Annotated in this window: 22 protein-coding genes; 9 read left to right on the forward strand and 13 right to left on the reverse strand. The window is 64.9% G+C overall.

Features of this window, described 5'->3' with window-relative positions; all coding sequences use genetic code 11:
• Positions 1–339: 339 nt before the first annotated feature.
• From BSY17_RS06415 to dxs, 5 genes are read left to right on the forward strand one after another with little or no spacing between them, the layout of a single operon-like run.
• The gene (locus BSY17_RS06415; protein ID WP_069064876.1) at positions 340–762 is read left to right on the forward strand and encodes an iron-sulfur cluster assembly scaffold protein; all 423 of its coding nucleotides are present in this window, start codon (positions 340–342) and stop codon (positions 760–762) included.
• Positions 762–2,576, forward strand: a complete 1,815-nt coding sequence (locus BSY17_RS06420) for a cation:proton antiporter domain-containing protein (RefSeq protein ID WP_069064877.1) — start codon at positions 762–764, stop codon at positions 2,574–2,576. The genes BSY17_RS06415 and BSY17_RS06420 overlap by 1 nt, the downstream gene beginning before the upstream one ends.
• Positions 2,573–2,899, forward strand: coding sequence for a DUF423 domain-containing protein (locus tag BSY17_RS06425; RefSeq protein WP_069064878.1), 327 nt, complete (start codon positions 2,573–2,575; stop codon positions 2,897–2,899). Before BSY17_RS06420 ends, BSY17_RS06425 begins: the two co-directional genes overlap by 4 nt.
• 45 nt (positions 2,900–2,944) lie before the next feature.
• The gene (locus BSY17_RS06430; RefSeq protein WP_037475183.1) at positions 2,945–3,412 is read left to right on the forward strand and encodes a Fur family transcriptional regulator; all 468 of its coding nucleotides are present in this window, start codon (positions 2,945–2,947) and stop codon (positions 3,410–3,412) included.
• 58 nt (positions 3,413–3,470) lie between these two features.
• Entirely contained in the window at positions 3,471–5,396 is a 1,926-nt protein-coding gene (dxs, locus tag BSY17_RS06435) for a 1-deoxy-D-xylulose-5-phosphate synthase (RefSeq protein ID WP_069064879.1), read from the forward strand.
• 56 nt (positions 5,397–5,452) lie between these two features.
• Here the strand turns inward: dxs and BSY17_RS06440 are convergent, their stop codons facing one another.
• From BSY17_RS06440 to gpmA, 8 genes are all read right to left on the reverse strand, one after another.
• Positions 5,453–5,866 (reverse strand): DUF3035 domain-containing protein, encoded by a 414-nt coding sequence (locus BSY17_RS06440; RefSeq protein WP_037475187.1) that lies wholly within the window; start codon positions 5,864–5,866, stop codon positions 5,453–5,455.
• Complete coding sequence (gene lspA / locus BSY17_RS06445) at positions 5,866–6,381, reverse strand: signal peptidase II (RefSeq protein ID WP_037475189.1); 516 nt, start codon at positions 6,379–6,381, stop codon at positions 5,866–5,868. Before lspA ends, BSY17_RS06440 begins: the two co-directional genes overlap by 1 nt.
• A gap of 74 nt (positions 6,382–6,455) precedes the next feature.
• On the reverse strand, positions 6,456–9,476 hold the full coding sequence (gene ileS / locus BSY17_RS06450) for an isoleucine--tRNA ligase (protein ID WP_069064880.1): 3,021 nt from the start codon (positions 9,474–9,476) through the stop codon (positions 6,456–6,458).
• 118 nt (positions 9,477–9,594) lie between these two features.
• Positions 9,595–10,551 carry a bifunctional riboflavin kinase/FAD synthetase gene (locus BSY17_RS06455; protein WP_069064881.1) on the reverse strand — a complete coding sequence of 319 codons (957 nt, stop codon included), beginning with the start codon at positions 10,549–10,551 and terminating at the stop codon, positions 9,595–9,597.
• Positions 10,552–10,688: 137 nt separating this feature from the next.
• Positions 10,689–11,180, reverse strand: a complete 492-nt coding sequence (locus BSY17_RS06460) for a dihydrofolate reductase (protein ID WP_069064882.1) — start codon at positions 11,178–11,180, stop codon at positions 10,689–10,691.
• A complete protein-coding gene (locus BSY17_RS06465; RefSeq protein ID WP_069064883.1) occupies positions 11,177–12,247 on the reverse strand; it encodes a 5-(carboxyamino)imidazole ribonucleotide synthase in 1,071 nt (356 codons plus the stop codon). Before BSY17_RS06465 ends, BSY17_RS06460 begins: the two co-directional genes overlap by 4 nt.
• Positions 12,248–12,255: 8 nt before the next feature.
• Positions 12,256–12,744 (reverse strand): 5-(carboxyamino)imidazole ribonucleotide mutase, encoded by a 489-nt coding sequence (gene purE / locus BSY17_RS06470; RefSeq protein ID WP_069064884.1) that lies wholly within the window; start codon positions 12,742–12,744, stop codon positions 12,256–12,258.
• Between the two features lie 205 nt (positions 12,745–12,949).
• Entirely contained in the window at positions 12,950–13,636 is a 687-nt protein-coding gene (gpmA, locus tag BSY17_RS06475; RefSeq protein WP_037475202.1) for a 2,3-diphosphoglycerate-dependent phosphoglycerate mutase, read from the reverse strand.
• A 297-nt stretch (positions 13,637–13,933) separates the two neighbouring features.
• Between gpmA and sppA the strand changes: the two genes are divergently transcribed.
• Entirely contained in the window at positions 13,934–15,817 is a 1,884-nt protein-coding gene (gene sppA / locus BSY17_RS06480; RefSeq protein WP_069064885.1) for a signal peptide peptidase SppA, read from the forward strand.
• Between the two features lie 225 nt (positions 15,818–16,042).
• Here the strand turns inward: sppA and BSY17_RS06485 are convergent, their stop codons facing one another.
• The 5 genes from BSY17_RS06485 to BSY17_RS06505 form a co-directional block, all read right to left on the reverse strand.
• Positions 16,043–16,693: a trimeric intracellular cation channel family protein gene (locus BSY17_RS06485; protein ID WP_069064886.1), complete on the reverse strand. Its 651-nt coding sequence runs from the start codon at positions 16,691–16,693 to the stop codon at positions 16,043–16,045.
• Positions 16,694–16,854: 161 nt separating this feature from the next.
• Complete coding sequence (locus BSY17_RS06490; protein ID WP_069064887.1) at positions 16,855–18,162, reverse strand: M20/M25/M40 family metallo-hydrolase; 1,308 nt, start codon at positions 18,160–18,162, stop codon at positions 16,855–16,857.
• On the reverse strand, positions 18,162–18,707 hold the full coding sequence (locus BSY17_RS06495) for a glutathione peroxidase (RefSeq protein ID WP_069064888.1): 546 nt from the start codon (positions 18,705–18,707) through the stop codon (positions 18,162–18,164). The genes BSY17_RS06490 and BSY17_RS06495 overlap by 1 nt, the downstream gene beginning before the upstream one ends.
• 34 nt (positions 18,708–18,741) lie before the next feature.
• A complete protein-coding gene (locus BSY17_RS06500) occupies positions 18,742–19,461 on the reverse strand; it encodes a VIT1/CCC1 transporter family protein (protein ID WP_069064889.1) in 720 nt (239 codons plus the stop codon).
• A 114-nt stretch (positions 19,462–19,575) separates the two neighbouring features.
• The gene (locus BSY17_RS06505; RefSeq protein ID WP_069064890.1) at positions 19,576–21,438 is read right to left on the reverse strand and encodes an ABC-F family ATP-binding cassette domain-containing protein; all 1,863 of its coding nucleotides are present in this window, start codon (positions 21,436–21,438) and stop codon (positions 19,576–19,578) included.
• A gap of 140 nt (positions 21,439–21,578) precedes the next feature.
• Here BSY17_RS06505 and BSY17_RS06510 point away from each other — a divergent pair, with 140 nt between their 5' ends.
• The 3 genes from BSY17_RS06510 to BSY17_RS06520 all read left to right on the forward strand — a co-directional run bounded on the left by BSY17_RS06510 (position 21,579) and on the right by BSY17_RS06520 (position 23,442).
• Positions 21,579–22,310 (forward strand): SIMPL domain-containing protein, encoded by a 732-nt coding sequence (locus tag BSY17_RS06510; RefSeq protein WP_069064891.1) that lies wholly within the window; start codon positions 21,579–21,581, stop codon positions 22,308–22,310.
• An 82-nt stretch (positions 22,311–22,392) separates the two neighbouring features.
• Positions 22,393–22,743: a hypothetical protein gene (locus tag BSY17_RS06515; protein WP_069064892.1), complete on the forward strand. Its 351-nt coding sequence runs from the start codon at positions 22,393–22,395 to the stop codon at positions 22,741–22,743.
• A 33-nt stretch (positions 22,744–22,776) separates the two neighbouring features.
• Positions 22,777–23,442, forward strand: a complete 666-nt coding sequence (locus BSY17_RS06520) for a response regulator transcription factor (RefSeq protein ID WP_037473392.1) — start codon at positions 22,777–22,779, stop codon at positions 23,440–23,442.
• Positions 23,443–23,519: the final 77 nt, after the last annotated feature.

The raw sequence follows: 23,519 nt of genomic DNA on the forward strand, positions 1-23,519 counted from the left end.
GCGCGGCGCGCCGCTGACGCGACAGGGCGAAGTTCACAGTGTCGCAACAGTGTCGCAGGCGTGATTTTTGGGGAGGATTCGAGCGAATTGCTACGGGGAAGCCACCGGAACGCGACAGGTTTGCGACTGTGACGCGCCGGTTGGGTGACGGTGACGCGGCGGTGACGCGACAAGGATTGACTGGGGTCTGATGGTGGCGGGCGGCTGATGCACCGGCGGGTTAGATCAGGGATTTTCCTACATTGGAAGGGGCCATCAGGATTGCGTGTTGCCGGCTTATTTCCCGCATCCCTATTCCCCGCCTTCACCCCGCGACGATCCTGTCCTACATGGGACGGGATGAGCGCTCCCCTGTATAACAAAGATATATTGCGGCTTGCCGCCAGCATCCCGCATCATGCCCGATTGCCCGAACCGCAGGCGAGTGTGGAGAAGCGGTCGCCGACCTGTGGATCGCGGATCGTGGTCGATGTGGCGATGGCGGATGGGAGGCTCGCTGACATGGGGCTGGACGTGAAGGCCTGCGCGCTGGGGCAGGCGTCGGCGTCGCTGATGGCGGCGCAGGCGATCGGGATGAGCGCGGATGAACTCGCCGAGGCGCGCGACAAGTTGGCCGCTTATCTTTCGGGCGCGAGCGAGGATCTGGATTTCTGGCCGGGCCTGGCGGTGCTGGCCCCGGCGCGCGGCTATCCGGCGCGCCATGCGTCCATTCGCCTGGGTTTTGAAGCGATAGCCGAAGCCGCGCGGATGGCGGACGCCTGATGCAGAGCGTGCCTGCCCCCCTGCCCGTTCCGGTCAGCGCCACCGACATGCTGTTGTCGGAAGGCGTCATCCTGCTGGGGGCCGCCGTCCTGTTCGTCCTGCTGTTCCGCCGGTTCGGGCTGGGTGCGGTGTTGGGCTATCTGGTGGCGGGTGCGCTCGTCGGGCCGCAAGGGCTGGGGCTGGTCGGCGGCGGCGAATCGAAGCTGGCGATTGCTGAAATCGGCATCGTGCTGCTGCTCTTCCTCGTCGGCCTGGAACTGCATCCGGCGCGGCTGTGGCGATTGAAGCGTGACATCTTTGCGCTGGGGCTGGCGCAGGTGGTGTTGTGCGGTTGCGTACTGACGGCGATCATCTTCTATTCCACCGGCTTCACCTGGGGTGCGGCGATCGCGCTTGGCCTGCCGCTGGCGCTGTCATCCACGGCGCAGGTGTTGCCGGGCCTCAAATCGAGCGGGCGGATCAACTCGCCCTTTGGTGAGAAAGCCTTTTCGATCCTGCTGTTCCAGGATCTGTCGATCGTGCCGCTGATCACGATCATCGCCGCGCTGTCGCGCAATCCGGCCGATGCGGCCGGGCCGCCCGGATGGGTGTTGGCGGGCTATACGGTCGCGGCGATTGCGGGCCTCGTACTGGCAGGGCGGTTCATCCTGCGGCCTTTGCTGGGGCTGGTCGGGCGGCTGGGTGAGCGCGAATTGTTCGTCGTGGTCGGGCTGTTTACCGTGCTGGCGGCGGCGGCGTTGATGCACAGCCTGCATCTGTCGACCGCGCTTGGGGCGTTCGTGGCGGGCGTGATGCTGGCTGATTCGCCCTATCGGCATGAGATAGAGGCCGATGTCGAACCCTTCCGCTCGATCCTGCTTGGCCTCTTCTTCCTGGCGGTCGGCATGGTGCTGGACCTCAAGACCGTTGCGGCCAATCCGGTGTTCGTCATCGGCATGGCGCTAATTCTGGTGGCGACCAAGGCGGCGATCATCGCTGGCCTGGCGCGATTGTTCGGCATGGATTGGCGACCGGCGCTGGGCGCGGGGCTGCTCTTGTCGCAGGGCGGCGAATTTGGCTTCGTGCTGTTTGCGCAGGCGCAGAGCGCGATGCTGATCGCGCCCGAAGCGTCGAGCCTGTTCAGCGCGATCGTCACCTTCTCCATGGCGACGACGCCGTTCCTGATGCTGTTCGCCCGCCGGTTCGAATTCGCCGCGTCGCGCGATGGCGCTGACTTGCCCGGCCCGGACGAGGCACCGCGCGGCACCGCGATCATCGTCGGCTATGGCCGTTTTGGCCAGACAGTGGCGCAGATGTTGATCGGCCATGGCTTTGCCGTCGTGTCGATCGACAAGAAGCCCGCGCAGATCGAAGTGTCGCAGCGGTTCGATACGAAGGTCTATTATGGCGACGGCACGCGCATCGACCTGCTCCACCGCGCCGGGGCCGACGATGCGCGGCTGATCGCCTTCTGCATCGACGACCCTTCGCTCGACAGCCGCGCGCTGCAGCCGATCGCCGAGGCCTTTCCCCAGGCGGCGCTGATGGTGCGCGCTTTCGACCGCAGGCAATTGCTGGCGCTGCAGAATATGGACCTCGCCGGGGTAGTGCGCGAAGTCTATGAATCGGCGATCTGCATGGGGGTGCAGGCGATGCAGGCGCTGGGCGTGCCTGACGAGGAAGTCGAGGAGGTCGAGCGCCAATATCGCGCCAATGACGAACAGCGGCTGGCGTTGCAGATCGAGCATGGCGACCTGATCGCCGCCAAGGATTTGATCTACCGCCCCGGCAAGGGGATGCGGCTGCTGACCCGCGGCGATGGAGAAAAGACATGATTGCTGTTTTGGCGGCCCTGTCCGCGGCGCTCGCCATTGGCGCGGGCGCGTTCGGCGCGCATGGGGTGAGCGATCCCAAGGCGGTCGAGTGGCTGCGCACCGGTGGCACCTATCAGTTGATCCATGCCGTCGCGGCGATCGCGATCATGGGCGTGGCGCGCGGGGCGGCGGTGTTGCTGCTGATCGGCGCGGCAATCTTCGCGTTGACGCTCTATGCCATGGCGCTGGGCGCGCCACGCTGGCTGGGGGCAATCACGCCAATCGGCGGCGTGCTGATGATCGGCGGCTGGCTATGGGCGGCATGGCAGTTCGGGCAGCGCTGACAGCCTGCCCTTGCCCCCGGCCCCGCCCCGGCCTAGATTGGTCCGATGGCCGACCATAAACATCATCATATTGAGCCGACCGGCACCAAATTGGCCGACGCCGCGCGCCGCACGCTGGAAGCCCAGAGCGAACAGTGGACGCCGATGCGCGCCGCCATTTTCGATGCACTGTCGGCCGAGGAAAAGCCCGCATCCGCCTATGACATTGCCGATACGGTGTCTAAGGCGCGGGGCAAGCGGGTGGCGCCCAACAGCGTCTATCGCATCCTCGACCTGTTCGTGACGAACAATATCGCGATGCGGGTGGAAAGCGCCAACGCCTATATCGCCAACGCGCATCCGGGCTGTCATCACGACTGCATCTTCCTGGTGTGCCGCAATTGCAAGCAGGCGACCCATCTGGATGACGACAAGGTGACCAACCAGGTCCGTGCCGTCGCCGAGCAGGAAGGCTTCAAGCCCGAACGACCGGTCATCGAGATATTGGGCACCTGCGCAAAATGCGCGGCGTGACCGCGGCTTCGCGCCGTTCGCCCACCCGCCCCAGCGCCTATATGAGTCTATACCTTTCATGAATGATCGCCCGCAAACGCCTCTGCTCGACCAGGTTATCTGGCCTTCCGACCTGCGCACCCTGAAGCCCGAACAATTGCGGCAGCTGGCCGATGAATTGCGGCAGGAAGTGATTTCCGCCGTGGGTGTGACGGGCGGCCATCTAGGGTCGGGGCTGGGCGTGGTGGAACTGACCACGGCGATCCATTATGTGTTCGACACGCCGCGCGACAAGCTGGTGTGGGATGTCGGCCACCAATGCTATCCGCACAAGATATTGACCGGGCGGCGCGACCGCATCCGCACCTTGCGCCAGGGCGGCGGGTTGTCGGGCTTCACCAAGCGGGCCGAATCCGACTATGATCCGTTTGGCGCGGCGCATAGCTCGACCTCGATAAGCGCGGCTTTGGGCTTTGCCATCGCCAATCAGATGCAGGACCGGCCGGGCAAGGGCATCGCCGTCATCGGCGACGGCGCGATGTCCGCGGGCATGGCTTATGAGGCGATGAACAATGCGCAGGCGGCGGGCAATCGGCTGGTCGTCATCCTCAACGACAATGACATGTCGATCGCGCCGCCGGTGGGCGGCCTTTCGGGCTATCTCGCCCGGCTGGTGTCGAGCCGGGAGTTTCTCGGCCTGCGCGACCTCGCGAAGAAATTGGCACGCAAGCTCCCCCGGCCGCTGCACAATGCGGCGCGCAAGACCGATGAGTTTGCGCGCGGCATGGCGATGGGCGGCACCCTGTTCGAGGAACTGGGCTTCTATTATGTCGGCCCGGTCGACGGTCATAATCTCGACCAGTTGATCCCGGTGCTGGAAAATGTGCGCGACGCGGCCGAGGGGCCATGCCTGGTCCATGTCGTGACGAAGAAGGGCAAGGGCTATGCCCCGGCCGAAGCCGCCGACGACAAATATCATGGCGTGCAGAAATTCGATGTAGTGACGGGCACGCAGGCGAAAGCCCCGCCCGGCCCGCCAAGCTACACTAATGTCTTTGCCCAGGCGTTGATCGCCGAGGCGCAGCGCGACCCGAAGCTGTGCGCGATTACTGCCGCGATGCCATCGGGCACGGGGCTCGACAAATTCGCCCTCGCCTTCCCCGATCGCATCTTCGACGTCGGCATTGCCGAACAGCATGCGGTGACCTTCGCGGCGGGGCTGGCGGCGGAGGGGATGCGGCCCTTCTGCGCCATTTATTCGACCTTCCTGCAGCGCGCCTATGACCAGGTGGTGCATGATGTCGCGATCCAAAACCTGCCGGTGCGTTTCGCGATCGACCGGGCCGGGCTGGTCGGCGCGGATGGATCGACCCATGCGGGCAGTTTCGACGTCACCTACCTCGCCACCCTGCCCAATATGGTGGTGATGGCGGCGGCGGATGAGGCCGAACTGGTGCATATGACGCATACCGCCGCGATGCATGATAGCGGGCCGATCGCGCTGCGCTATCCGCGCGGCAATGGGACCGGGGTGGCGATGCCGCAGACGCCCGAACGGCTGGAAATCGGCAAAGGCCGGATCATGCGCGAAGGGCGGCAGGTTGCGATCCTGTCGCTCGGCACGCGGTTAGAGGAAGCGCTCAAGGCGGCAGAGGTGCTGGAGGCCAAGGGGCTGTCCACCACCGTTGCCGATTTGCGCTTCGCTAAGCCGCTCGATGAAGCGATGATCCGCCGGTTGCTGGCGACCCATGAGGTCGCCGTGACGATCGAGGAAGGCGCGATCGGCGGCCTTGGCGCGCATGTGCTGACGCTGGCGAGCGACCTGGGGCTGACCGATGCGGGGCTGAAGATCCGCACCTTGCGCTTGCCCGACATTTTCCAGGATCAGGACAAGCCCGAAAAACAATATGCCGATGCGCGGCTGGATGCCGATGCGATCATCGACACGGTGCTGACGGCGCTGCGGCATAATAGTGCGGGGATTGGCACGGAAGCGCGGGCTTAAGGCTCACGCTACAGCCGATAAGAAAAAGGGGCCGATTGGCCCCTTTTTTTTGTCGCTTACGGCTGCGGCGTTACCGCTCTGGCGTCCTGGCCGTCGCCTTCGGGGGCGGCGATGATGTCGCGGGTGGTGGCGCCCTTTTCCACGACTTCAGTCGCGGGGTCGCCGGCCGAGGAGCGGATGCCCGCTGCCGCGTTGGCGCGGCCGGCGGCGTCGAGCGTCGCGGTTTCGGTGGCGCTGCGCTGAGCGGGGCCGCCGAACATGGCGTCCATCGCGGCCTTGCCCGAATCGACCGAGGCGGCCGACGGGGAGCCGGGCGCGGGCGGAACGAGCGCGAAGTCTGGCGGGATCACCAAGGGCGCTTGGCGCGACACGGCGAATTCGTCGGGGCGCTCGCGGTTGAACAGGCCACCGCCGCCGCCACAGGCGGACAGGGTGGTAAGCAAACCGGCGGCGAGGATCAATTTACGCATTACTTCAAAGTCTCCGTCTTTGCGTCCTTGTCGCGCAGCAGCAACGCCCGCGCAAGCAGGATCAGCACCCCGATGGTGATGGCCGCGTCGGCCAGGTTGAAAATCAGGAAGGGCCGCCACTCACCAAAATGTAAATCGGCATAATCAATGACATAGCCGAGCCGCATCCGGTCAACGATGTTGCCGATCGCCCCGCCCAGCACCAGCCCCAGCGCGGCGACATCCTGCCGCGCCTTTTCCCGCCACATCCACACGGCGACGAACCCGGCGATCAGGATGGTCATGCCCACCAGCGCCCAGCGCATCAGGTCGGTATCGGCGTGGAAGAAGCCCATCGACACACCGCGATTTTCCAGCCAGCGCAAGCGGAAGATCGGCAGGATTTCGATGCCGATATCCGCGCGGCTTTTCAACGCCAACGGATAGGTGACGGTATATTTGATGAGCTGGTCGAGCGCGAGGGTCACGATCGCCACGGTCAGGCCCAGCGGGCGGTGGTTGATGGGGGTGGGCATGCCTGCGCTCTCTAGCCTAAAAAACTGTCGTCATCCTGAACTTGTTTCAGGATGACGACATGGAGGAACATCGCTTAGCCCGCCAGCACCGCGTCGCAGCGGTCGCAGAGCGTGCCGTCGGTGGTGACTTCGGGCAGTTTGCGCCAGCAGCGGCCGCATTTATGCCAGCTGCTTGGCTGGACGGTGATGCCGTCGCCCTGCCCCATGGTCACGCGCGCGACGATCGCCACTTCGGCGAAATCGACATCGCCCACCGCAAGCAGTTCGCCCATGGTGACGTCGGCGTCCAGGCTGGAGCGGACGATCTTTTCGCGGCGGAGCGGCTCGATCGCTTCGTTCACCTGTTCGCGCTGGGTGCGCAATTCGCGCCATTTGTCGTCCAGGTCGCGGTCGAGCCAATGATGGTCGATCTCCGGCCATTCCAGGAAATGGACGCTATCTTCGTCGCTTGGGAAGCGGCTTTGCCACACTTCCTCGGCGGTGAAGGGGATGATCGGCGCGGCGTAACGGACGAGCGCGTGGAACAGCGTGTCGAGCAGGGTGCGATAGGCGCGCCGCTTGGGGTCCGACGGCGCGTCGCAATAGAGGCAGTCCTTACGGATGTCGAAGAAGAAGGCCGAGAGGTCGCTATTGGCGAAGTCGAACAAGGCGCGGGTGTAGCGGCTGAATTCGAGCCAATTGTCGCTGTCCGCCGCCTGGTCCACGACCGACTTCAATTCCGCATCCAGCGCCGCCAGCCGGTGGAGCATATAGCGTTCCAGCTCCGGCATTTCGGCGTAGGAAACGGCTTCGCTCACTTCATCATAATCGGCAAGAGCGCCCAGCATGTAGCGGAATGTATTGCGCAATTTGCGATAGGCGTCGGACGAACCGGCCAGCACTTCCTTGCCGATGCGGACGTCGTCGAAATAGTCGGTGCTGGCGACCCAGACGCGCAAAATGTCGGCGCCGCTTTCGGCCATGATCTTGAGCGGATCGACCACATTGCCGAGCGACTTGGACATTTTCTTGCCCGTGCCGTCGAGCGCGAAGCCGTGGGTCAGGACCGCGTCATAGGGTGCGCGGCCGCGCGTGCCGCTCGATTCGAGCAACGAGGATTGGAACCAGCCGCGATGCTGGTCGGACCCTTCGACATAGAGGTCGGCGCGGGTGCCTTCGCCATAGCGGGCCTCCACGACGAAACTGTGGGTCGAGCCGCTGTCGAACCAGACGTCGAGAATGTCGGTCACGACTTCATAGTCGGCCAGGTCATAATCGGGGCCGAGCAGCGCCTGATGATCGGCACCGAACCAGGCGTCGGCACCCGCCGCCTTGAAGGCGTCGATGATGCGGGCATTGACTGCCGGATCAACGAGATACTGGCCGCTCTTGCGATGGACATAGAGGGCGATCGGGACGCCCCAGGCGCGCTGGCGCGAGATGACCCAGTCGGGGCGGTCGCTGACCATCGCATTGATGCGGTTGCGCGAGCGTTCCGGCACCCAGCGGGTGTTCTGGATGGCGTCGAGCGCGACACCGCGCAGGGTCGGGCCGTTGGTCGGCAGGGCCGTCGCCAGCGCGCCGGTGATCGGCTCCAGCGGCGGGAGCGGATAGTCGGGCATGGTGTTGCCGGATGGCTTATCCATGGGGATGAACCATTGCGGGGTGCAGCGGTAGATGATCCGAGCCTTCGACCGCCAGCTATGGGGGTAGCTGTGGCGGAAGTCGCTGGCGGAGAGCAGCGCACCGGCGGCGCGCAGGTCTGAGCAGATCGGGCCGTCCACGCCGTTGAACTTGGTGTTGATGACACTGCCCTGGCCCGGCAGCCATTCCCAATCGTCGCGGTAGAAGCCCGCGTCATTGACCGCGAAGACAGGGTCGATGCCGAGCTTCTTGCAGGCGATGAAATCCTCCTCGCCATGGTCCGGGGACATATGGACAAGGCCCGTGCCCGCGTCGGTGGTGACGTGGTCGGCGGGGAGGAAAGGGCGTGGGCGATCGAAGAAGCCGAGTTGCGCTTTGTCGTCACCCCGGACTTGATCCGGGGTCCCGCTGCCTTCGCCGCCGTTAAAAGAAGAAGCGGGATCCCGGCTTTCGCCGGGATGACGGAGGGAATTGGCCATGGGGTGGCGCGCTATGGCTCCGGCGAGTTGGGTACCTTTGATTTTGTTGCCGAGGGGCAAAGGATCAGATTCGTTGTACTTAACGATTTCGAGGTATGGGCCAGCTTCATCAGAGACTGTGCTGACCGTCTTGGAGCCGCGCAACCGATACCATGCTTCTGTCACCAAAGATTCGGCGATGAGAAGTCTCTTACCCTCCCACTCGACAAGACGATATTCAATCTCTTCCCCATAGGCGATCGCCTGGTTCACCGGGATCGTCCAAGGCGTCGTCGTCCAGATCACCGCATACGCGCCAACCAGTTCCGGCGCGTTCGGTGCTTCCACGATCTCGAACGCGACGTCGATCTGGGTACTCGTCACGTCCTCATATTCGACCTCCGCCTCGGCCAGCGCGGTCTTTTCGACCGGGGACCACATGACGGGCTTGGCGCCACGATAGAGTTGGCCGCTTTCCGCGAATTTCAGCAGTTCGCCGACGATGGTCGCTTCGGCGTCGAACTTCATGGTGAGGTACGGATCAGCCCAGTCGCCCATGACGCCGAGGCGCTTGAACTGTTCCTTTTGCACGCCCACCCAGCGGTCGGCATAGGCGCGGCATTGGGCGCGGAATTCCTGCGCCGGCACCTCGTCCTTGTTCAGCTTCTTCTTGCGATATTCTTCCTCGATCTTCCATTCGATCGGCAGGCCGTGGCAGTCCCAGCCGGGCACATAGGGCGCATCCTTGCCGAGCAGCGACTGGCTGCGGACGATGATGTCCTTGAGCACCTTGTTCATCGCATGGCCCATATGGATGTCGCCATTGGCGTAGGGCGGGCCGTCATGCAGGATGAAGCGTTCGCGCCCGGCGCGCTTTTCGCGCAGCTTGCCATAGAGGTCCATCGCCTCCCAATGCGCGGCGATCGCCGGTTCCTTTTGCGCGAGGCCCGCCTTCATCGGGAAGTCGGTTTGCGGCAGGAATACGGTGGACTTATAGTCGGGTGCGTCGGTCATGGGGTTCCGGTATCTGCAAACATCCGTTCGTTTCGAGCGCAGTCGAGAAACGCTGGCACGGCGCGTATCGCTTCTCGACTTCGCTCGAAGCGAACGGGGTTAGGAATAGCTCGCCGCATTAGGCGAGGTGGGGCGTTCCCGCAAGGTTTTGGCCCGCAAGGATTTGCCGTGCATCGGCGCAGTCCTGGGCAATGCCGTTCATCAGGGCGTCCAACCCGTCATAGGCGCGTTCGGCATGAAGATAGGCGATCAGTTGCACCGCGATCCGCTGGTCATAGAGATTTTCAGCGAAATCGAAGAAATGCGGTTCCAGCAGCAATTTGGGCGGGTCGAACATAGGCCGGATGCCGAGGTTCGCCGCGCCGTCCAAAATCCGACCGTCCGGCAGCAGCCCGCGCACCGCGTAGATGCCATAGGCCGGGCGCAGATAGTCGCCCATGTCGATATTGGCGGTGGGGAAGCCGATGGTGCGGCCGAGCTTGTCGCCATGCTGCACCACGCCTTCGATGGTGAAGGGCCGGGTCAGCAGCCGGGTCGCGGTGGCGCAATCGCCCGCTTGCAACGCGGTGCGGATGCGGGTGGAGGATATGATGTCGCCGCTGGCGTCGGCGACCGGAGCCACCGCCTGCGTCCATAGGCCCGAAGCTGCGCCGAGTTCCGCCAGCACCGCGACCGATCCGGTCCGGCCACGGCCGAAGGTGAAATCCTGTCCGGTGACGACGCCCGCCACGCCCATATCCTCGGCCAGGAGGCGGACGAAGGCCTGCGGGTCGAGCGCGGCAAGCGCCGGCGTGAAGGCGAAGACCAGCATCGCGTCGGCCCCGGCGGCGGCGAACAGCGCCTGTCGCTGGTCCAGCGTGGTCAGGCGGAAATGGGGGGTGTCGGGCCGGAACAGGCGCATCGGGTGCGGATCGAAGGTCGCGACGATGACCGGACGGCCTTCCGCGCGCGCGCGCGCGACCGCGTGGCCGACCACGGCCTGATGCCCGGCATGAAATCCATCGAAATTGCCCAGCGCCATGACGGCCCCGCGCAGATGCGCCGGAACCGGGGCGCTGCTTGTCAGCCGCTCCATGGCGCGGCCTATAGGGGGGCGGGATGGGCGTGGCAATTGGTGATCCACTGCGCTCCGTTCGCCCTGCGCCTGGCGATGGGGCTTGGACCTCGCTGCGCTCGGCAGAAGGCTTCGACAGGCTCAGCCCGAACGGATTTTCACGGTTCGCTATTTTTCACCAACGTCACGAAACTATAAGCGGGGCGACCGTCTAGTGCGGGATGGTGGTCGCGCGCGACTTCCACCCAGTCGGCCGGGTCGGGATAGGCGATGCTGGCGTCGCCTTGCGCCTCCAGATGCACTTCGGTCAGTTCGATCCGGTGCGCGAGTGGCAGGAACAGGCGGTAGATTTCCGCGCCACCGATGACCATGACGGTGGGCGCATCGGCCAGCGCCAGCGCGCCGTCCACATCATGCGCCACGTCGGCCCCTGCCCCGGTCCACGCCCGGTCGCGGGTCAGGACGATGTGGCGGCGGCCCGGCAGCAGGCCCGGCAGGCTGTCGAACGTCTTGCGGCCCATGACCATCGGATGGCCGAGCGTCAGCGCCTTGAAGCGCTTGAGGTCGGCGGGCAGTCGCCAGGGCAGGTCGCCATCCCGGCCGATGACGCCATTGTCGGCGCGGGCGAGGATGAGGGTGATGTCGATCACAGCGTCAGCCGCGTCACATGGCCCATCTTGCGCCCCGGCCGGGCTTCGTCCTTGCCGTAGAGGTGCAGATGGTTGGCGGGATCGGAGAGGATCGCGCGCCAATCATGCGCGGCGTCGCCGATCAGGTTGCGCATCTCCACGCGGCGCGCGGCGAGCGCGGTGTCGCCAAGCGGCAGGCCGCAAATCGCGCGGACGTGATTTTCGAACTGGCTGGTCAGAGCGCCCTCGATCGTGCCGTGGCCGCTATTATGGACGCGCGGGGCCATTTCATTGAAGACGGGGCCGTCGGCGCTGGCGAAAAATTCGCAGGTCAGCACGCCGACATAGTCGAGCGCATCGGCGATCTGGCGCGCCAGGGCGCGAGCGGCGGGCACCTGCCCCTCGATCAGCGGCCCGGCGGGCGCGATCGACGTGTCGAGAATGCCATCGACATGGACGTTGGCCGAACTGTCCCAGAAGCGCACTTCACCATCGACGCCGCGTACTAATATGACCGAAAATTCCTCCGCAAAGGTCACGAAGCCTTCGAGGATCGCGCTTTGGCGATCGATCGCGTTCCAGGCGCCGACCGCGTCGCCCGGCTCGTTCAGGCGCGCCTGGCCCTTGCCGTCATAGCCCATGCGGTTGGTTTTCAGGATCGCGCGGCTGCCGATCGTCGCGATCGCCGCTTCCAGATCGTCCAGGCTGTCGACCGGCGCGAAGGGTGCCGTCAGCCCGCCGAGGTCGCAGACGAAGCGCTTTTCGGCGAGCCGGTCCTGCGCCACGCGCAGCGCCTGCGCGCCGGGGCGGACGAGGCCATGGCCCGCCAGTGTTTCGACCGCCGAGGGGGCGATATTCTCGAATTCATAAGTGACGACATCGACGCTATCGGCAAAGGCCGCGAGCGCGTGCGGATCGTCATACGCGCCCCGCGTCCAGCGCGGCGACACGTCGGCAGCGGGGCCGCTCTCTTCCGGCGCGAAGATGTGGGTGCGATAGCCAAGCTGCGCGGCGGCGATGGCGATCATCCGGCCGAGCTGGCCGCCGCCGAGGATACCGATGGTCGAACCGGGCGCGATGGTCGTCATGGGCGCGATCAGTCCTCGACCGTTTCGGCGACCGCGTCGGTCTGTTTGGCGCGCCAGGCGTCGAGCCGATCGGCAAGCGCCCGATCGTTGGTGGCGAGGATGGCGGCGGCGAGCAGCCCGGCATTGATTGCGCCGGGCTTGCCGATCGCCAGCGTCGCCACGGGGATGCCGCCGGGCATCTGGACAATGGACAGCAGCGAATCCATGCCCTTGAGCGCCTTCGATTCGACCGGCACCCCCAGTACCGGCAACCGCGTCATCGATGCGCACATGCCCGGCAGATGCGCCGCGCCGCCTGCGCCCGCGATGATGACCTTGAGGCCGCGGCCGACCGCGCTGGTGGCGTAATCATAGAGGCGTTGGGGGGTGCGGTGCGCCGACACAACCTTGCATTCATGGGCGACGCCGAGCGCGGCGAGCGTGTCGGCGGCGTGGCGCATCGTGTCCCAATCGGACCGCGAGCCCATGATGATGCCGACCTCGATTGCCCCGCTCATGCCCTGCGTTCCCCTCATGGCGCGGCCGTTACGGTGCCGCCCGGAAAGCAAAGGCCCTTAGCGGCAGTCGAGACGTTGATCAAACCGCAAATCCTCCCCTGGTAGGGGAGGGGAACCACGAAGTGGTGGAGGGGTGTCACCCTATCGAGAGCGTGACACCCCTCCGTCTGCGCTGCGCGCAGCCACCTCCCCTGCCAGGGGAGGATTACCGTTCCGAGAGATAATAGCGGTCGATAGCGCTCAGGTCGTCGGCCAGTTCGTAGACGATGGGCTGGCCGGTGGGGATTTCCAGATGGGTGATCTCGTCATCGGGGATGTTGGAAAGATGCTTGACCAGCGCGCGCAGCGAATTGCCGTGGGCGGAGATCAGCACGCGCTTGCCGGCCTTGAGGTCGGGGGCGATCGTCGCTTCCCAATAGGGCAGGACGCGGGCGATCGTGTCCTTGAGGCTTTCGGTCGCGGGGATGGCGATGCCCGCATAGCGGCGGTCCTGGCTGAGGTCGAATTCGCTGCCTGCTTCCAATGCTGGCGGCGGAATGTCGAAGCTGCGGCGCCAGATCTTGACCTGATCGTCGCCATGTTTAGCCGCCGTCTCCGCCTTGTTGAGGCCGGTGAGGCCGCCATAATGGCGCTCATTCAAGCGCCAGTCCTTTTCGACCGGCAGCCACAGCCGCCCCATTTCCTCCAGCGCCAGATTGAGCGTCTTGATCGCGCGGGTCTGGAGCGAGGTGTAGCATTGGTCGAAATCCAGCCCCTTCTCCTTCATCAACTGGCCCGCAGCGCGCGCTTCGCCCACGCCCTTTTCGGTCACATCGACGTCCCACCAGCCGGTGAAGCGGTTTTCCAGGTTCCACGACGACTGGCCGTGGCGGATAAGGACGAGAGTGGGCATAGGGCGCGTCTCCTGCACGATAGCGAACATGTAAGTCCCATGACGGGATTATCGCATAAATCGCCCCCCCCCTAAACCCGTTCGGGCTGAGCTTGTCGAAGCCTTGTCCTTCTCTTCAAGAAGTGCAGCCCTTCGACAGGCTCAGGGCGAACGGGGAAAGGTAGGCCGCGATTATGCAACGATCCCCATAGCAACCAAAATCGGGGGCGCAAGGTTGCAGCCGCCCGCATCGCGCCCACATTGCAGTCGATCGGGCGATGGGGTAGCCATGGCGCACAGGGCAGAAGGAACCGGCATTTGGCATTTGTGAAGGGCGCGTGGCGCATTTTGGTGGCGATCAAGGACGGGCTGGTCCTGCTGTTCCTGCTGCTGTTCTTTGGCGCGCTTTATGCCGCCCTCTCCTTCTCGCCCAAGCCCGCCGCCAGCGTGAGCGCAGGCGCGCTGTTGCTCGATCTGGATGGCACGATTGTCGAGCAACCCGCCGAGGTCGATCCTTTCTCGCTGCTGTCCGGTTCCGGTCCCGACATGAAGGAATATCGCCTTTCGGATATCGTCGCGGCGCTGGAAGCGGCCAAGACCGATACGAAGGTTAAGGCTGTGGTGATGGATCTGGACGGTTTCATGGGTGGCGGACAGGTTGCCATCGCGCGGGTCGGCGAGGCACTTGACGGGCTTCGCGCCGCCAAGAAGCCGGTGCTGGCCTATGCCACCCTCTATACCGATGACAGCTATCAGCTTGCCGCCCATGCGAGCGAGGCGTGGAGCGATCCGCTGGGCGGCGTCGCGATCATGGGACGGGGCGGCTCCGGCCTCTATTATAAGGGGCTGATCGACAAGCTGGGCGTCAACACCCATGTCTATCGCGTCGGCACCTATAAGAGTTTCGTCGAACCCTATATCCGCGCCGACCAGTCGCCCGAAGCCAAGCAGGCGAGCCAGGCTTTGGCGGATGTGCTGTGGCGCAACTGGCAGGATGATGTCGCCAAGGCACGGCCCAAGGCGAAGATCGCCGCCTATGCGGCCGACCCGGTTGCCGCCGCCCGCGCCGCAGGGGGCAATATGGCGAGCGCCGCCCTGTCCGCTGGGCTGGTCGACAAGCTGGGCGACGCGACCGCCTTTGGTGCGCGCGTGGCGGAGATTGCGGGCGAGGCGTCCGACGCCAAGGCCGGTGCCTTCGCGAAGATCGACCTGGCCGCTTATGTGAAGGCGCGCAAGCCCGCCAATGACGGGCAGATCGGCGTGCTGACGATCGCAGGCAATATCGTCGATGGCGAGGCTGGCCCCGGCACGGCGGCGGGGGATACCATCTCCGACCTGCTGCTGACCGCGCTCAACGAAAAGGAGTTGAAGGCGCTGGTCGTGCGGGTCGATTCGCCGGGCGGATCGGTCATGGCGTCGGAGAAGATCCGCAGCGCCATCATGACCGCCAAGGCGGACGGGCTGCCGATCGTCGTGTCGATGGGCAATGTCGCGGCCAGCGGCGGCTATTGGGTGTCGACCCCGGCGGACATGATCTTTGCCGAGCCGGATACCATTACCGGATCAATCGGCGTGTTCGGCATTTTGCCGAGCTTTGAAGGGACGCTGGCCAAGATGGGCGTCACCACCGATGGCGTGACGACCACGCCACTGTCGGGCCAGCCGGACCTGGCCGGCGGCACATCGCCGCAGTTCGACGCGATCATGCAAATGGGGGTCGAGGATATTTATCGCCGCTTCGTCGGCGTGGTTGCGCAATCGCGCCGCAAGACACCCGAGCAGGTCGACGCCATCGCGCAGGGGCGCGTCTGGGACGGCGGCACCGCGCGGCAGAACGGGCTGGTCGATCGCTTCGGTGGACTGGAGGACGCGATTGCCGAAGCGGCGCGCCGGGCGAAGATCGACCCCAAGACGGCGCGCGCTTATCGCATCGAGAAGGCACCGGACAAATGGGCCGAATGGATCGAAGCGATGGCGGAGCGTGATAGCGACGATGCGAACGCGCCGCGCGACATGCTGGCGCGCCAGGCGATGGTCCAACGTGGCTGGGCGATGCAGGCGGTTGCGGACGTCAAGGCGCTGGTGATGGGCGCAGGCGTGCGGGCGGACTGCCTGGAATGCCGTGGCTATGGCGCGCCGAAGCCGCGCAATGTGGCGGAGGAGCGCGGGGTGATGGCGATGCTGGCTGGGTTGTGGCGGTAACGTCCGCCGCCACACGCCTGAGGGTTATAAACGTCTGCTAATTTCAAACATAGGCTCCACGCTGAGATTTCGGCGATCAATGGAGACCTATATGCGACGGCCAGACCCAACCACGGAGCAGGTAAAAGCCTTTCTAAAGCACGGGCGTCCTGTGCTAGCTTTTCTTGTCGCTTCCAAGCATGTGCTTTTGCGCCTCGTGTTGATTTGCATTGATAATTTTGATGTTTAGTCTTGGCTTTCCCCATCCCGATATACCGGCAATCCCAGTCCTCGCCGGATCGCTACCGCCCGAAGCGCGAACCCGATCAGCGCGGCGATCAGGCCTGCGACGGGCACGTCCAGACCGATGGCGCGCAGCAGCACGAACAGGCCGGAGGCGACGGCGGCTGCTGTCACATAGAGTTCGGGCCGCAGCAGGATGGACGGCTCCCCCGCGAGCAGATCGCGCATGATGCCGCCGACGCAGCCGGTGACGACGCCCATCATCCCGGCGACGAAGGGCGGCACGCCAAAGCTCATCGCCTTGGCCGCGCCGAACACGGCGAAGGCGGCCAACCCGATCGCATCGAGCCAGTCGAGCGCGCGTTCGCTCCAGAATTTGCGCGGCGTGAACCAGACCATCAAGGCCGCGGCCATGCAGGCGATGGCGGGTATGGGATCAGCGACCCAGAAGACCGGCGCGTCGATCAACAGGTCGCGCACCGTGCCGCCGCCAACGCCGGTCACCAGCGCGAAGAAAGCGAAGGTCACCAGCGTCTGCTGCAACCGCGCGGCGGCCAGTGCCCCGGATGCGGCGAAGACGAAGGTGCCGACGATGCTCAATGTTTCGAGCACCGGGCCGATGGTGGTGGCGAGCGAGGCGACGGGGGGAAGCATGGCGCGATCTAACGCTGCTCACCCGCTTGTGTCGAGCGAACCTCATCATATTTCCGTCATTCCCGCGAAGGCGGGAACCCATCTCCTACGCTATCGTCAGGCGTGAGGTTGGGAGATGGGTCCCCGCCTACGCGGGGATGACGACGTTCGGTTTCGTGAGTCTATTTCCGCCCTTTTTCGGTCGCGAGGCGGCTCATCAATATCGCGGCGCGCTTGGCTTGGCGTTTCATGCTCGACAGGTCGGCCTGTTCCGCCGGGCTGTGGTCGCCGGTCGATGTGACGCCCAGGCCGATCAGGCCGTCCACATCCTGCGATACGAAGCTGATATCGCCTGCGCCGCGCTTGAGCGGATCGAGTTCAGGCATCGTCGCCAGCCCCAGATCGGCGTTGACGCCGTTGAGCTTGGCGAGCAACGCGCGGTTGCCCGCGGTTGGGGCCATGGAGGGATAGCCCATGTCGAAAGCGATGCTGGCTGAGGTGCCAGGGAGATGCCCTGCCCCGACGATCGCCTGCATCTTGGCGCGCACGCGGGCGGTCTGCTCTTCGCTCAGCGTACGGAAATCGCCCTTGGCCACGGCGATCGGTGGGATGATGTTGGTCTTGCCCGTCACCGCGATCCGCACGCCGTCCTTGTCCACGTCCGCGCTCTGGCCGCCGCCGATCAGGCCGACATTGAAGGTCAGATTGGGTTCGGGCAATTCCTTGCGGAAGGCGACGATGATCCGCGCCAGTTCATAGACCGCGCCATCGCCCGCACTGGCGGAGAAGATGCCCGAACTATGGCCAGACTTGCCGGTCGCGGTCAGCGTCCAGCTGTTGGAGGATCGCCGTGCGATCGACCCCATATCCTTGCCGTCCTCGACAGAAAGCCCTTCGAAATCGAGCGCCACGTCCGCGCGCTTGCCCGCCTGGATCAGGTCGGCGCGGGCGACGCTGATGGGTTCGCCCGCATCTTCCTCGTCGCCGGTCAGCACGACTTCGATATTGGCATTTTTGAGCGTGCCCGCCGCCTGCATCGCCTTCAACGCCAGCAGCATCGTGACGACGCCGCCCTTGTCGTCCGCCACGCCCGGCCCCTTGGCGAGATCGCCTTTGCGCTCGAATGTCTGGAAGGGCGAGTCGGGTTCGAACACCGTGTCGAGATGGCCGATAAGCAGCATCTTGGTGGTCCCGGCGCGGCCCTTATGCACCGCGATCAGGTGCCCGGCGCGCTTGGCGGCGTCCATCGGTTGCCAGGTCACGGTAAAGCCCAGCGCCTCGAACTGCGGCCGCAGCATGTCGGCCACCGCCTTCACGCCGGCGAAATTCATCGATCCGCTATTCTGGTTCACCAGGGTTTCGAGCAGGCCGATCGCGGGTTCATAGCCCGCCTCGACACTTTGCGTCATAGCGCGTTCGGCGGGCGACAGCGCCGCCATGGCGGGCGTGCCCGCCAGCAGCAGCGCGCCCGCGATCAGGCCTGCCCGCATCACTTGGCGAGTTCCGCTTCGATCGCCGCGACCAGCGCCGCATCGTCGGGCGCGGTGGTGGGCGCAAAGCGGGCGGCGACGCTGCCATCCTTGGCGATCAGGAATTTCTCGAAATTCCACAAGACTTCGGGCACCGGATTAGGGGTCATGCCATAGCCCTTGAGCTTCTCGCGGAAGGCATCGCCCTCCCCCTGCGCTTCCGGCACCGCGCTGGTCAGGGCGGCGTAGAGCGGATGCTTGTCCGGGCCGGTGACCACGATCTTTTCGAACATGGGGAAATCGACGCCGAAATTGGTGGTGCAGAAAGTGGCGATCTCGTCATTGCTGCCCGGTTCTTGCGCGCCGAAATCATTGGCGGGGAAGCCCGCGACCACCAGCCCCTTATCCTTATAGGCGGCGTACAACTGCTCCAGCCCTTCATATTGCGGGGTCAGGCCGCATTTGGAGGCGACATTGACGGCCAGAATCACCTTGCCCGCATAGTCGGCGAGGCTGGCGTCGGCACCCTTGATCGTCTTGAGCGGGATTTGCTGAATGTCGGTCATGCTTGGTCTCCTATGGTTGGCGCGAACCCTGCCACTATATGGCCGCGCCGAAAAGATGGCCTACGCCAGCGGTCATCGCCATCGCCAGCGCGCCCCACAACAGCGTGCGCAGGATAGACCGCAGCGGCCTCGCCCCACCCAGCCGCGCGCCGACATAGCCGAGCAGCGCCAGGCAGCAGAGGCACAGGCCCACGATCGCGACCAGCGCGCTGCCAGCCGGGACGATCGCGGAGACCAGCACCGGCGGCGTGGCCCCCACGGCAAAGCTGGCGGCAGAGGCCAGCGCCGCCTGTACCGGGCGCGCGGTTGCCATGTCCGAAATGCCCAGTTCGTCGCGGGCATGCGCGCCCAGCGCATCGGTCGCCATCAACTGTTCCGCCACCTGTCCCGCCAGATCGGCGGTGAGGCCACGTTCGACATAGATGTCGCGCAGTTCGATCCATTCGGCGTGCGGCTGGGTGGCGAGCGCCTTGCGTTCCTTGGCGAGATCGGCGCGTTCGGTGTCCGATTGCGCGCTGACCGAGACATATTCGCCCGCCGCCATCGACATCGCCCCTGCGACCAAAGCGGCGATGCCGGTCAGCAATATCGTCTGGCTGCTCGCGCCCGACGCGGCGATGCCGGTCATCAGGCTGGCGGTGGAGACGATCCCGTCATTGGCCCCCAGCACGGTGGCGCGCAGCCAGCCGACGCGGTTGACATAATGGACGGCGTGGTGGGGCTGGTCGATTGCCATGTCGGTCTGTGCGTTCATCGGTCCGTCCCCGTTTCGATCCTGTCCCATACCTGCCGTTCGCTTCGAGCGAAGTCGAGAAGCGTTTGCGCCATGGGTTCTCGACTGCGCTCGAACCGAACGGAAACAGGTGGCTTACCCCGCCAACCCTTCGGCCTTTTCCGCCAGGTCCAGCCAGCGCATTTCCGCCGCCTCCTTCTCCGCCTTCGCCTTGTCGATCGCGCCGGTCAGCGCGGCGAATTTCTTGGGGTCGCGGGTGTAGAGCGTGGGGTCGGCCAGCGCCTCTTCATCGCGGGCGATGGCCGCTTCCAGTTCCTCGACCCGCTTGGGCAGCAGTTCCAGGTCGCGCTGGTCCTTATAGGTCAGCTTGGCGGAGACGGGCTTGGGTGGCGCGGGCGCGGCGGCGGCCTTTTTCTCGGCCTTGGCGGCCTTGCGCGGGTCGCGCTTGGCGATCCAGTCGGCATAGCCGCCGATGATCACATCGACAACGCCAGTGCCGTCCAGCCCCAGCGTGACCGTCACGGTGCGGTCGAGAAAGTCGCGGTCATGGCTGACGATCAGGACGGTGCCGTCATAATCGGCGATCACTTCCTGCAACAGATCGAGCGTTTCGAGATCGAGATCGTTGGTCGGTTCGTCCAGCACCAGCAGGTTCGATTCGCGGGCAAATTCGCGCGCGAACAACAGGCGCGAGCGTTCGCCGCCGGACAGGGTCGCAACCTTCGCTTCGGCAAGGCTGGGATCGAACAGAAAGTCCTTGAGATAGCCATGGACATGCTTGCGCACCCCGCGCACGTCGATCCAGTCGCCGCCTTCGGCCAGCACGTCGCGCACCGTCTTGTCGCCCTGCATCAGGCTGCGCTGCTGGTCGATGAAGATCATGTCGAGCGTCTGGGCCAGCGTCACGCTGCCGCTGTCGGGCGCGAGTTCGCCGGTCAGCAGCTTGAGCAAGGTCGATTTGCCCGCGCCATTGCCGCCGACGATGCCGATCCGGTCGCCGCGCTGGATGCGCAGGGTGAAGTCTTCGATGATGACCCTATCGTCACTTCCGTTCGTGTCGAGCGACGTCGAGACACCTTCGCGCTGCCGCTTCTCGACTTCGCTCGAAGCGAACGGAGATTTCGGAAAGCGCTTGGTGACATGCTCGGCCTTGATGACGCTCTTGGTCTTGCTGTCGTCGCTCGCCACGGCGATCTTGGCGGTGCCCTGTGGCCCCTGCATCGCGGCGCGGGTTTCGCGCATTTCCCACAGCTTGGCGAGCCGCCCCTGGTTGCGCTTGCGCCGCGCGGTGACGCCGCGTTCGAGCCAGTGCGCCTCGATCTTCAGCTTCGCGTCCAGCTTTTCCGCCGCGCGCGCCTCTTCGGCATAGACCGCTTCCATCCATTGTTCGAAGCCGCCGAAGCCGATTTCGCTGCGGCGCATGACGCCCCGGTCGAGCCAAAGCGTCTGCCGAGTAAGCCGGGTCAGGAAGGCGCGGTCATGGCTGATGACGACGAACGCGCCATTATAGCGCGCCAGCCAGTTTTCCAGCCAATCGATCGCGGCGATGTCCAGATGGTTGGTCGGCTCGTCCAGCAGCAGCAGGTCCGGCTCGCTTGCCAGCGCGCGGGCAATCGCCGCACGGCGCCGTTCGCCGCCGCTTGCCGTCTTCGCTTCGCGCGACAGATCGATGCCGAGTTGGTCGGCGATCGCCTCCACCTCATGCGGTGCCGGCGCAAACTCGCCCGCCAGCGCGAAATCATGCAGCGTGGCGAAGGGCGTGACGTCGGGATCTTGCTCCAGCATGATGACCCGCGCGCCCGGCTGCACCGATCGCGTGCCACGGTCCGGCTCGATCAAGCCCGCGACCAGTTTCAACAGGGTCGTCTTGCCCGCGCCGTTGCGCCCGATCAGCGCCAATCGGTCTCGCTGGCCGACATGAATGTCGATCCCCTCGAACAACCAGTGGGAGCCTTGGGAGAGGCCAAGATTTTCATAGGAAAGAAGAGGTGCTGCCATGGCCGTGCAGCTAGGCGTTAGCGCGCCGGGGGGCAAGGGCGAAGGAACCGGAAGCTGTCCCACGGCTTTCAACGCATGTCAGCGTCCGTTCATCGCAGCCGATACAAAAGACCGGCATCCCCACAGGAGAGTTACCCTTCATGAAATCCGCCCTTGTTCTTCTGGCCCTGGCCAGTGCCGCCCTGCCCGCCATCGCGGCTGCCCAGACCAATGTGACCATCGCCGAAACCGCGCCGGTCGTGACGTTGAACGTCACCGAAAGCGTGGAAGGATCGCCCGACATCGCGACCGTGGGCACGGGCGTCCAGACCCGCGCGCCGACCGCGCAGGCCGCGATGCAGGACAATGCCGCCAAGACGGAGAAGCTGATCGCGGCGCTGGCCCGTGCAGGCATCGCCAAGAAGGATATTCAGACCAGCGGCATCAACCTGAACGCGCAATATGACTATAACCAGCGCGACGGCGAACCCACCGGCCCGCGCTTTCTGGGTTATGAGGCCTCCAACACGCTGACCGTCAAGCTGCGCGACGTGAAGAAGGTCGGCACGCTGCTCGACGCGATGGTCGCAGCGGGCGCCACCAACGTCAATGGCCCGAGCTTCGCGATCGATGATCCCGCGCCGATGCTGGCCCAGGCCCGTGGGCAGGCGTTGAAGAGCGCCAAGGCGCAGGCGGATTTCTACGCCCAGGCAGCCGGTTTCCGCACCGCGCGGCTGATTTCGATCAGCGAAAGCAACAGCGGTGGCCAGCCGCCCATGCCGATGCTGCAATCCGCCCGTTTCAAGGCGGATTCGGTCGCCACGACTCCGGTCGAACCTGGGCAGGTCAGCGCTTCGGTGACGCTGACCGTGCAATATGCATTGGATAAATAAGGTTTCGTCTATCCCGTCATGCCTGCATCCGCAGGCGTGACGGGCACGCCGCGAAACAATCCCATCATTCACCACCTGTTCAATGCCCTGCGCCTATGCCATGCCCATGCTTATGAAGTGGAAAATCCGGCCAGCCTCCATGATGATCGGGATCGGCATGGCGCTCGCGCTGGTGGCGACGATGCCCGTCGCACAAGCGGGCGGCCGCCGGGACGAACAGGACGCCGCCCGGCGCGCGATGCTGGACGGGCATGTCATGCCCTTTTCCATGATCAAGCGGCGGGTCGATGCCCAGATGGGCGGGGCCACCTATGTCGGCAGCGAATTCAACCCCGGTGCCAACCGCTATCGCCTGAAATATGTGAAGGACGGCAAGGTGGTATGGGTTGATGCCGACGGCCGGACAGGCGATATCATCGGCTGGGCGCGCTGACCGCGCTCGCTTTATAATAGAAACGGAAAGCCCATGCGTCTGCTGATCGTCGAGGATGAACCGAATCTGGGCCAGCAGCTCAGGAACACGCTGGAGGGCGCAGGCTATGCCATCGACCTCGCCACCGATGGCGAGGACGGCCATTTCCTCGGCTCCACCGAAAATTACGACGCGGTCGTGCTGGACCTTGGCCTGCCGACGATCGACGGGCTGACGGTGCTGGACCGCTGGCGCAAGGAAGGCCGCGCCTTTCCGGTGCTGGTGCTAACCGCGCGCGACAGTTGGTCGGACAAGGTAGCGGGCCTGGACGCAGGCGCGGACGACTATCTCGCCAAGCCGTTCCAGAGCGAGGAATTGATCGCCCGGCTGCGCGCGCTGATCCGTCGCGCATCGGGCAATGCGTCGAGCGAACTGACGGCGGGCGACGTGCGGCTCGACACGCGGTCGGGCAAGGTGACGCTGGCCGGCGATCCGGTCAAACTCACGGCGCAGGAGTATAAATTGCTGTCCTACCTGCTCCATCACAAGGGCAAGGTGGTCAGCCGCACCGAATTGATCGAACATATTTACGACCAGGATTTCGACCGCGATTCCAACACGATCGAAGTGTTCGTGACGCGCATCCGCAAGAAGCTGGGTGCTGATGTGATCACCACCATCCGCGGTTTGGGCTACAGCCTCGACGAGCCGGGGCGCTGATCTGATTTCTTGTCCCGTTCGCCCTGAGCGAAGTCGAAGGGCTCCACCGAACGCAGTGAGGCGCCTTCGCTCCGCTC

This window comes from Sphingobium sp. RAC03 (assembly GCF_001713415.1).
In the GTDB taxonomy this organism is placed as follows: Bacteria; Pseudomonadota; Alphaproteobacteria; order Sphingomonadales; family Sphingomonadaceae; genus Sphingobium.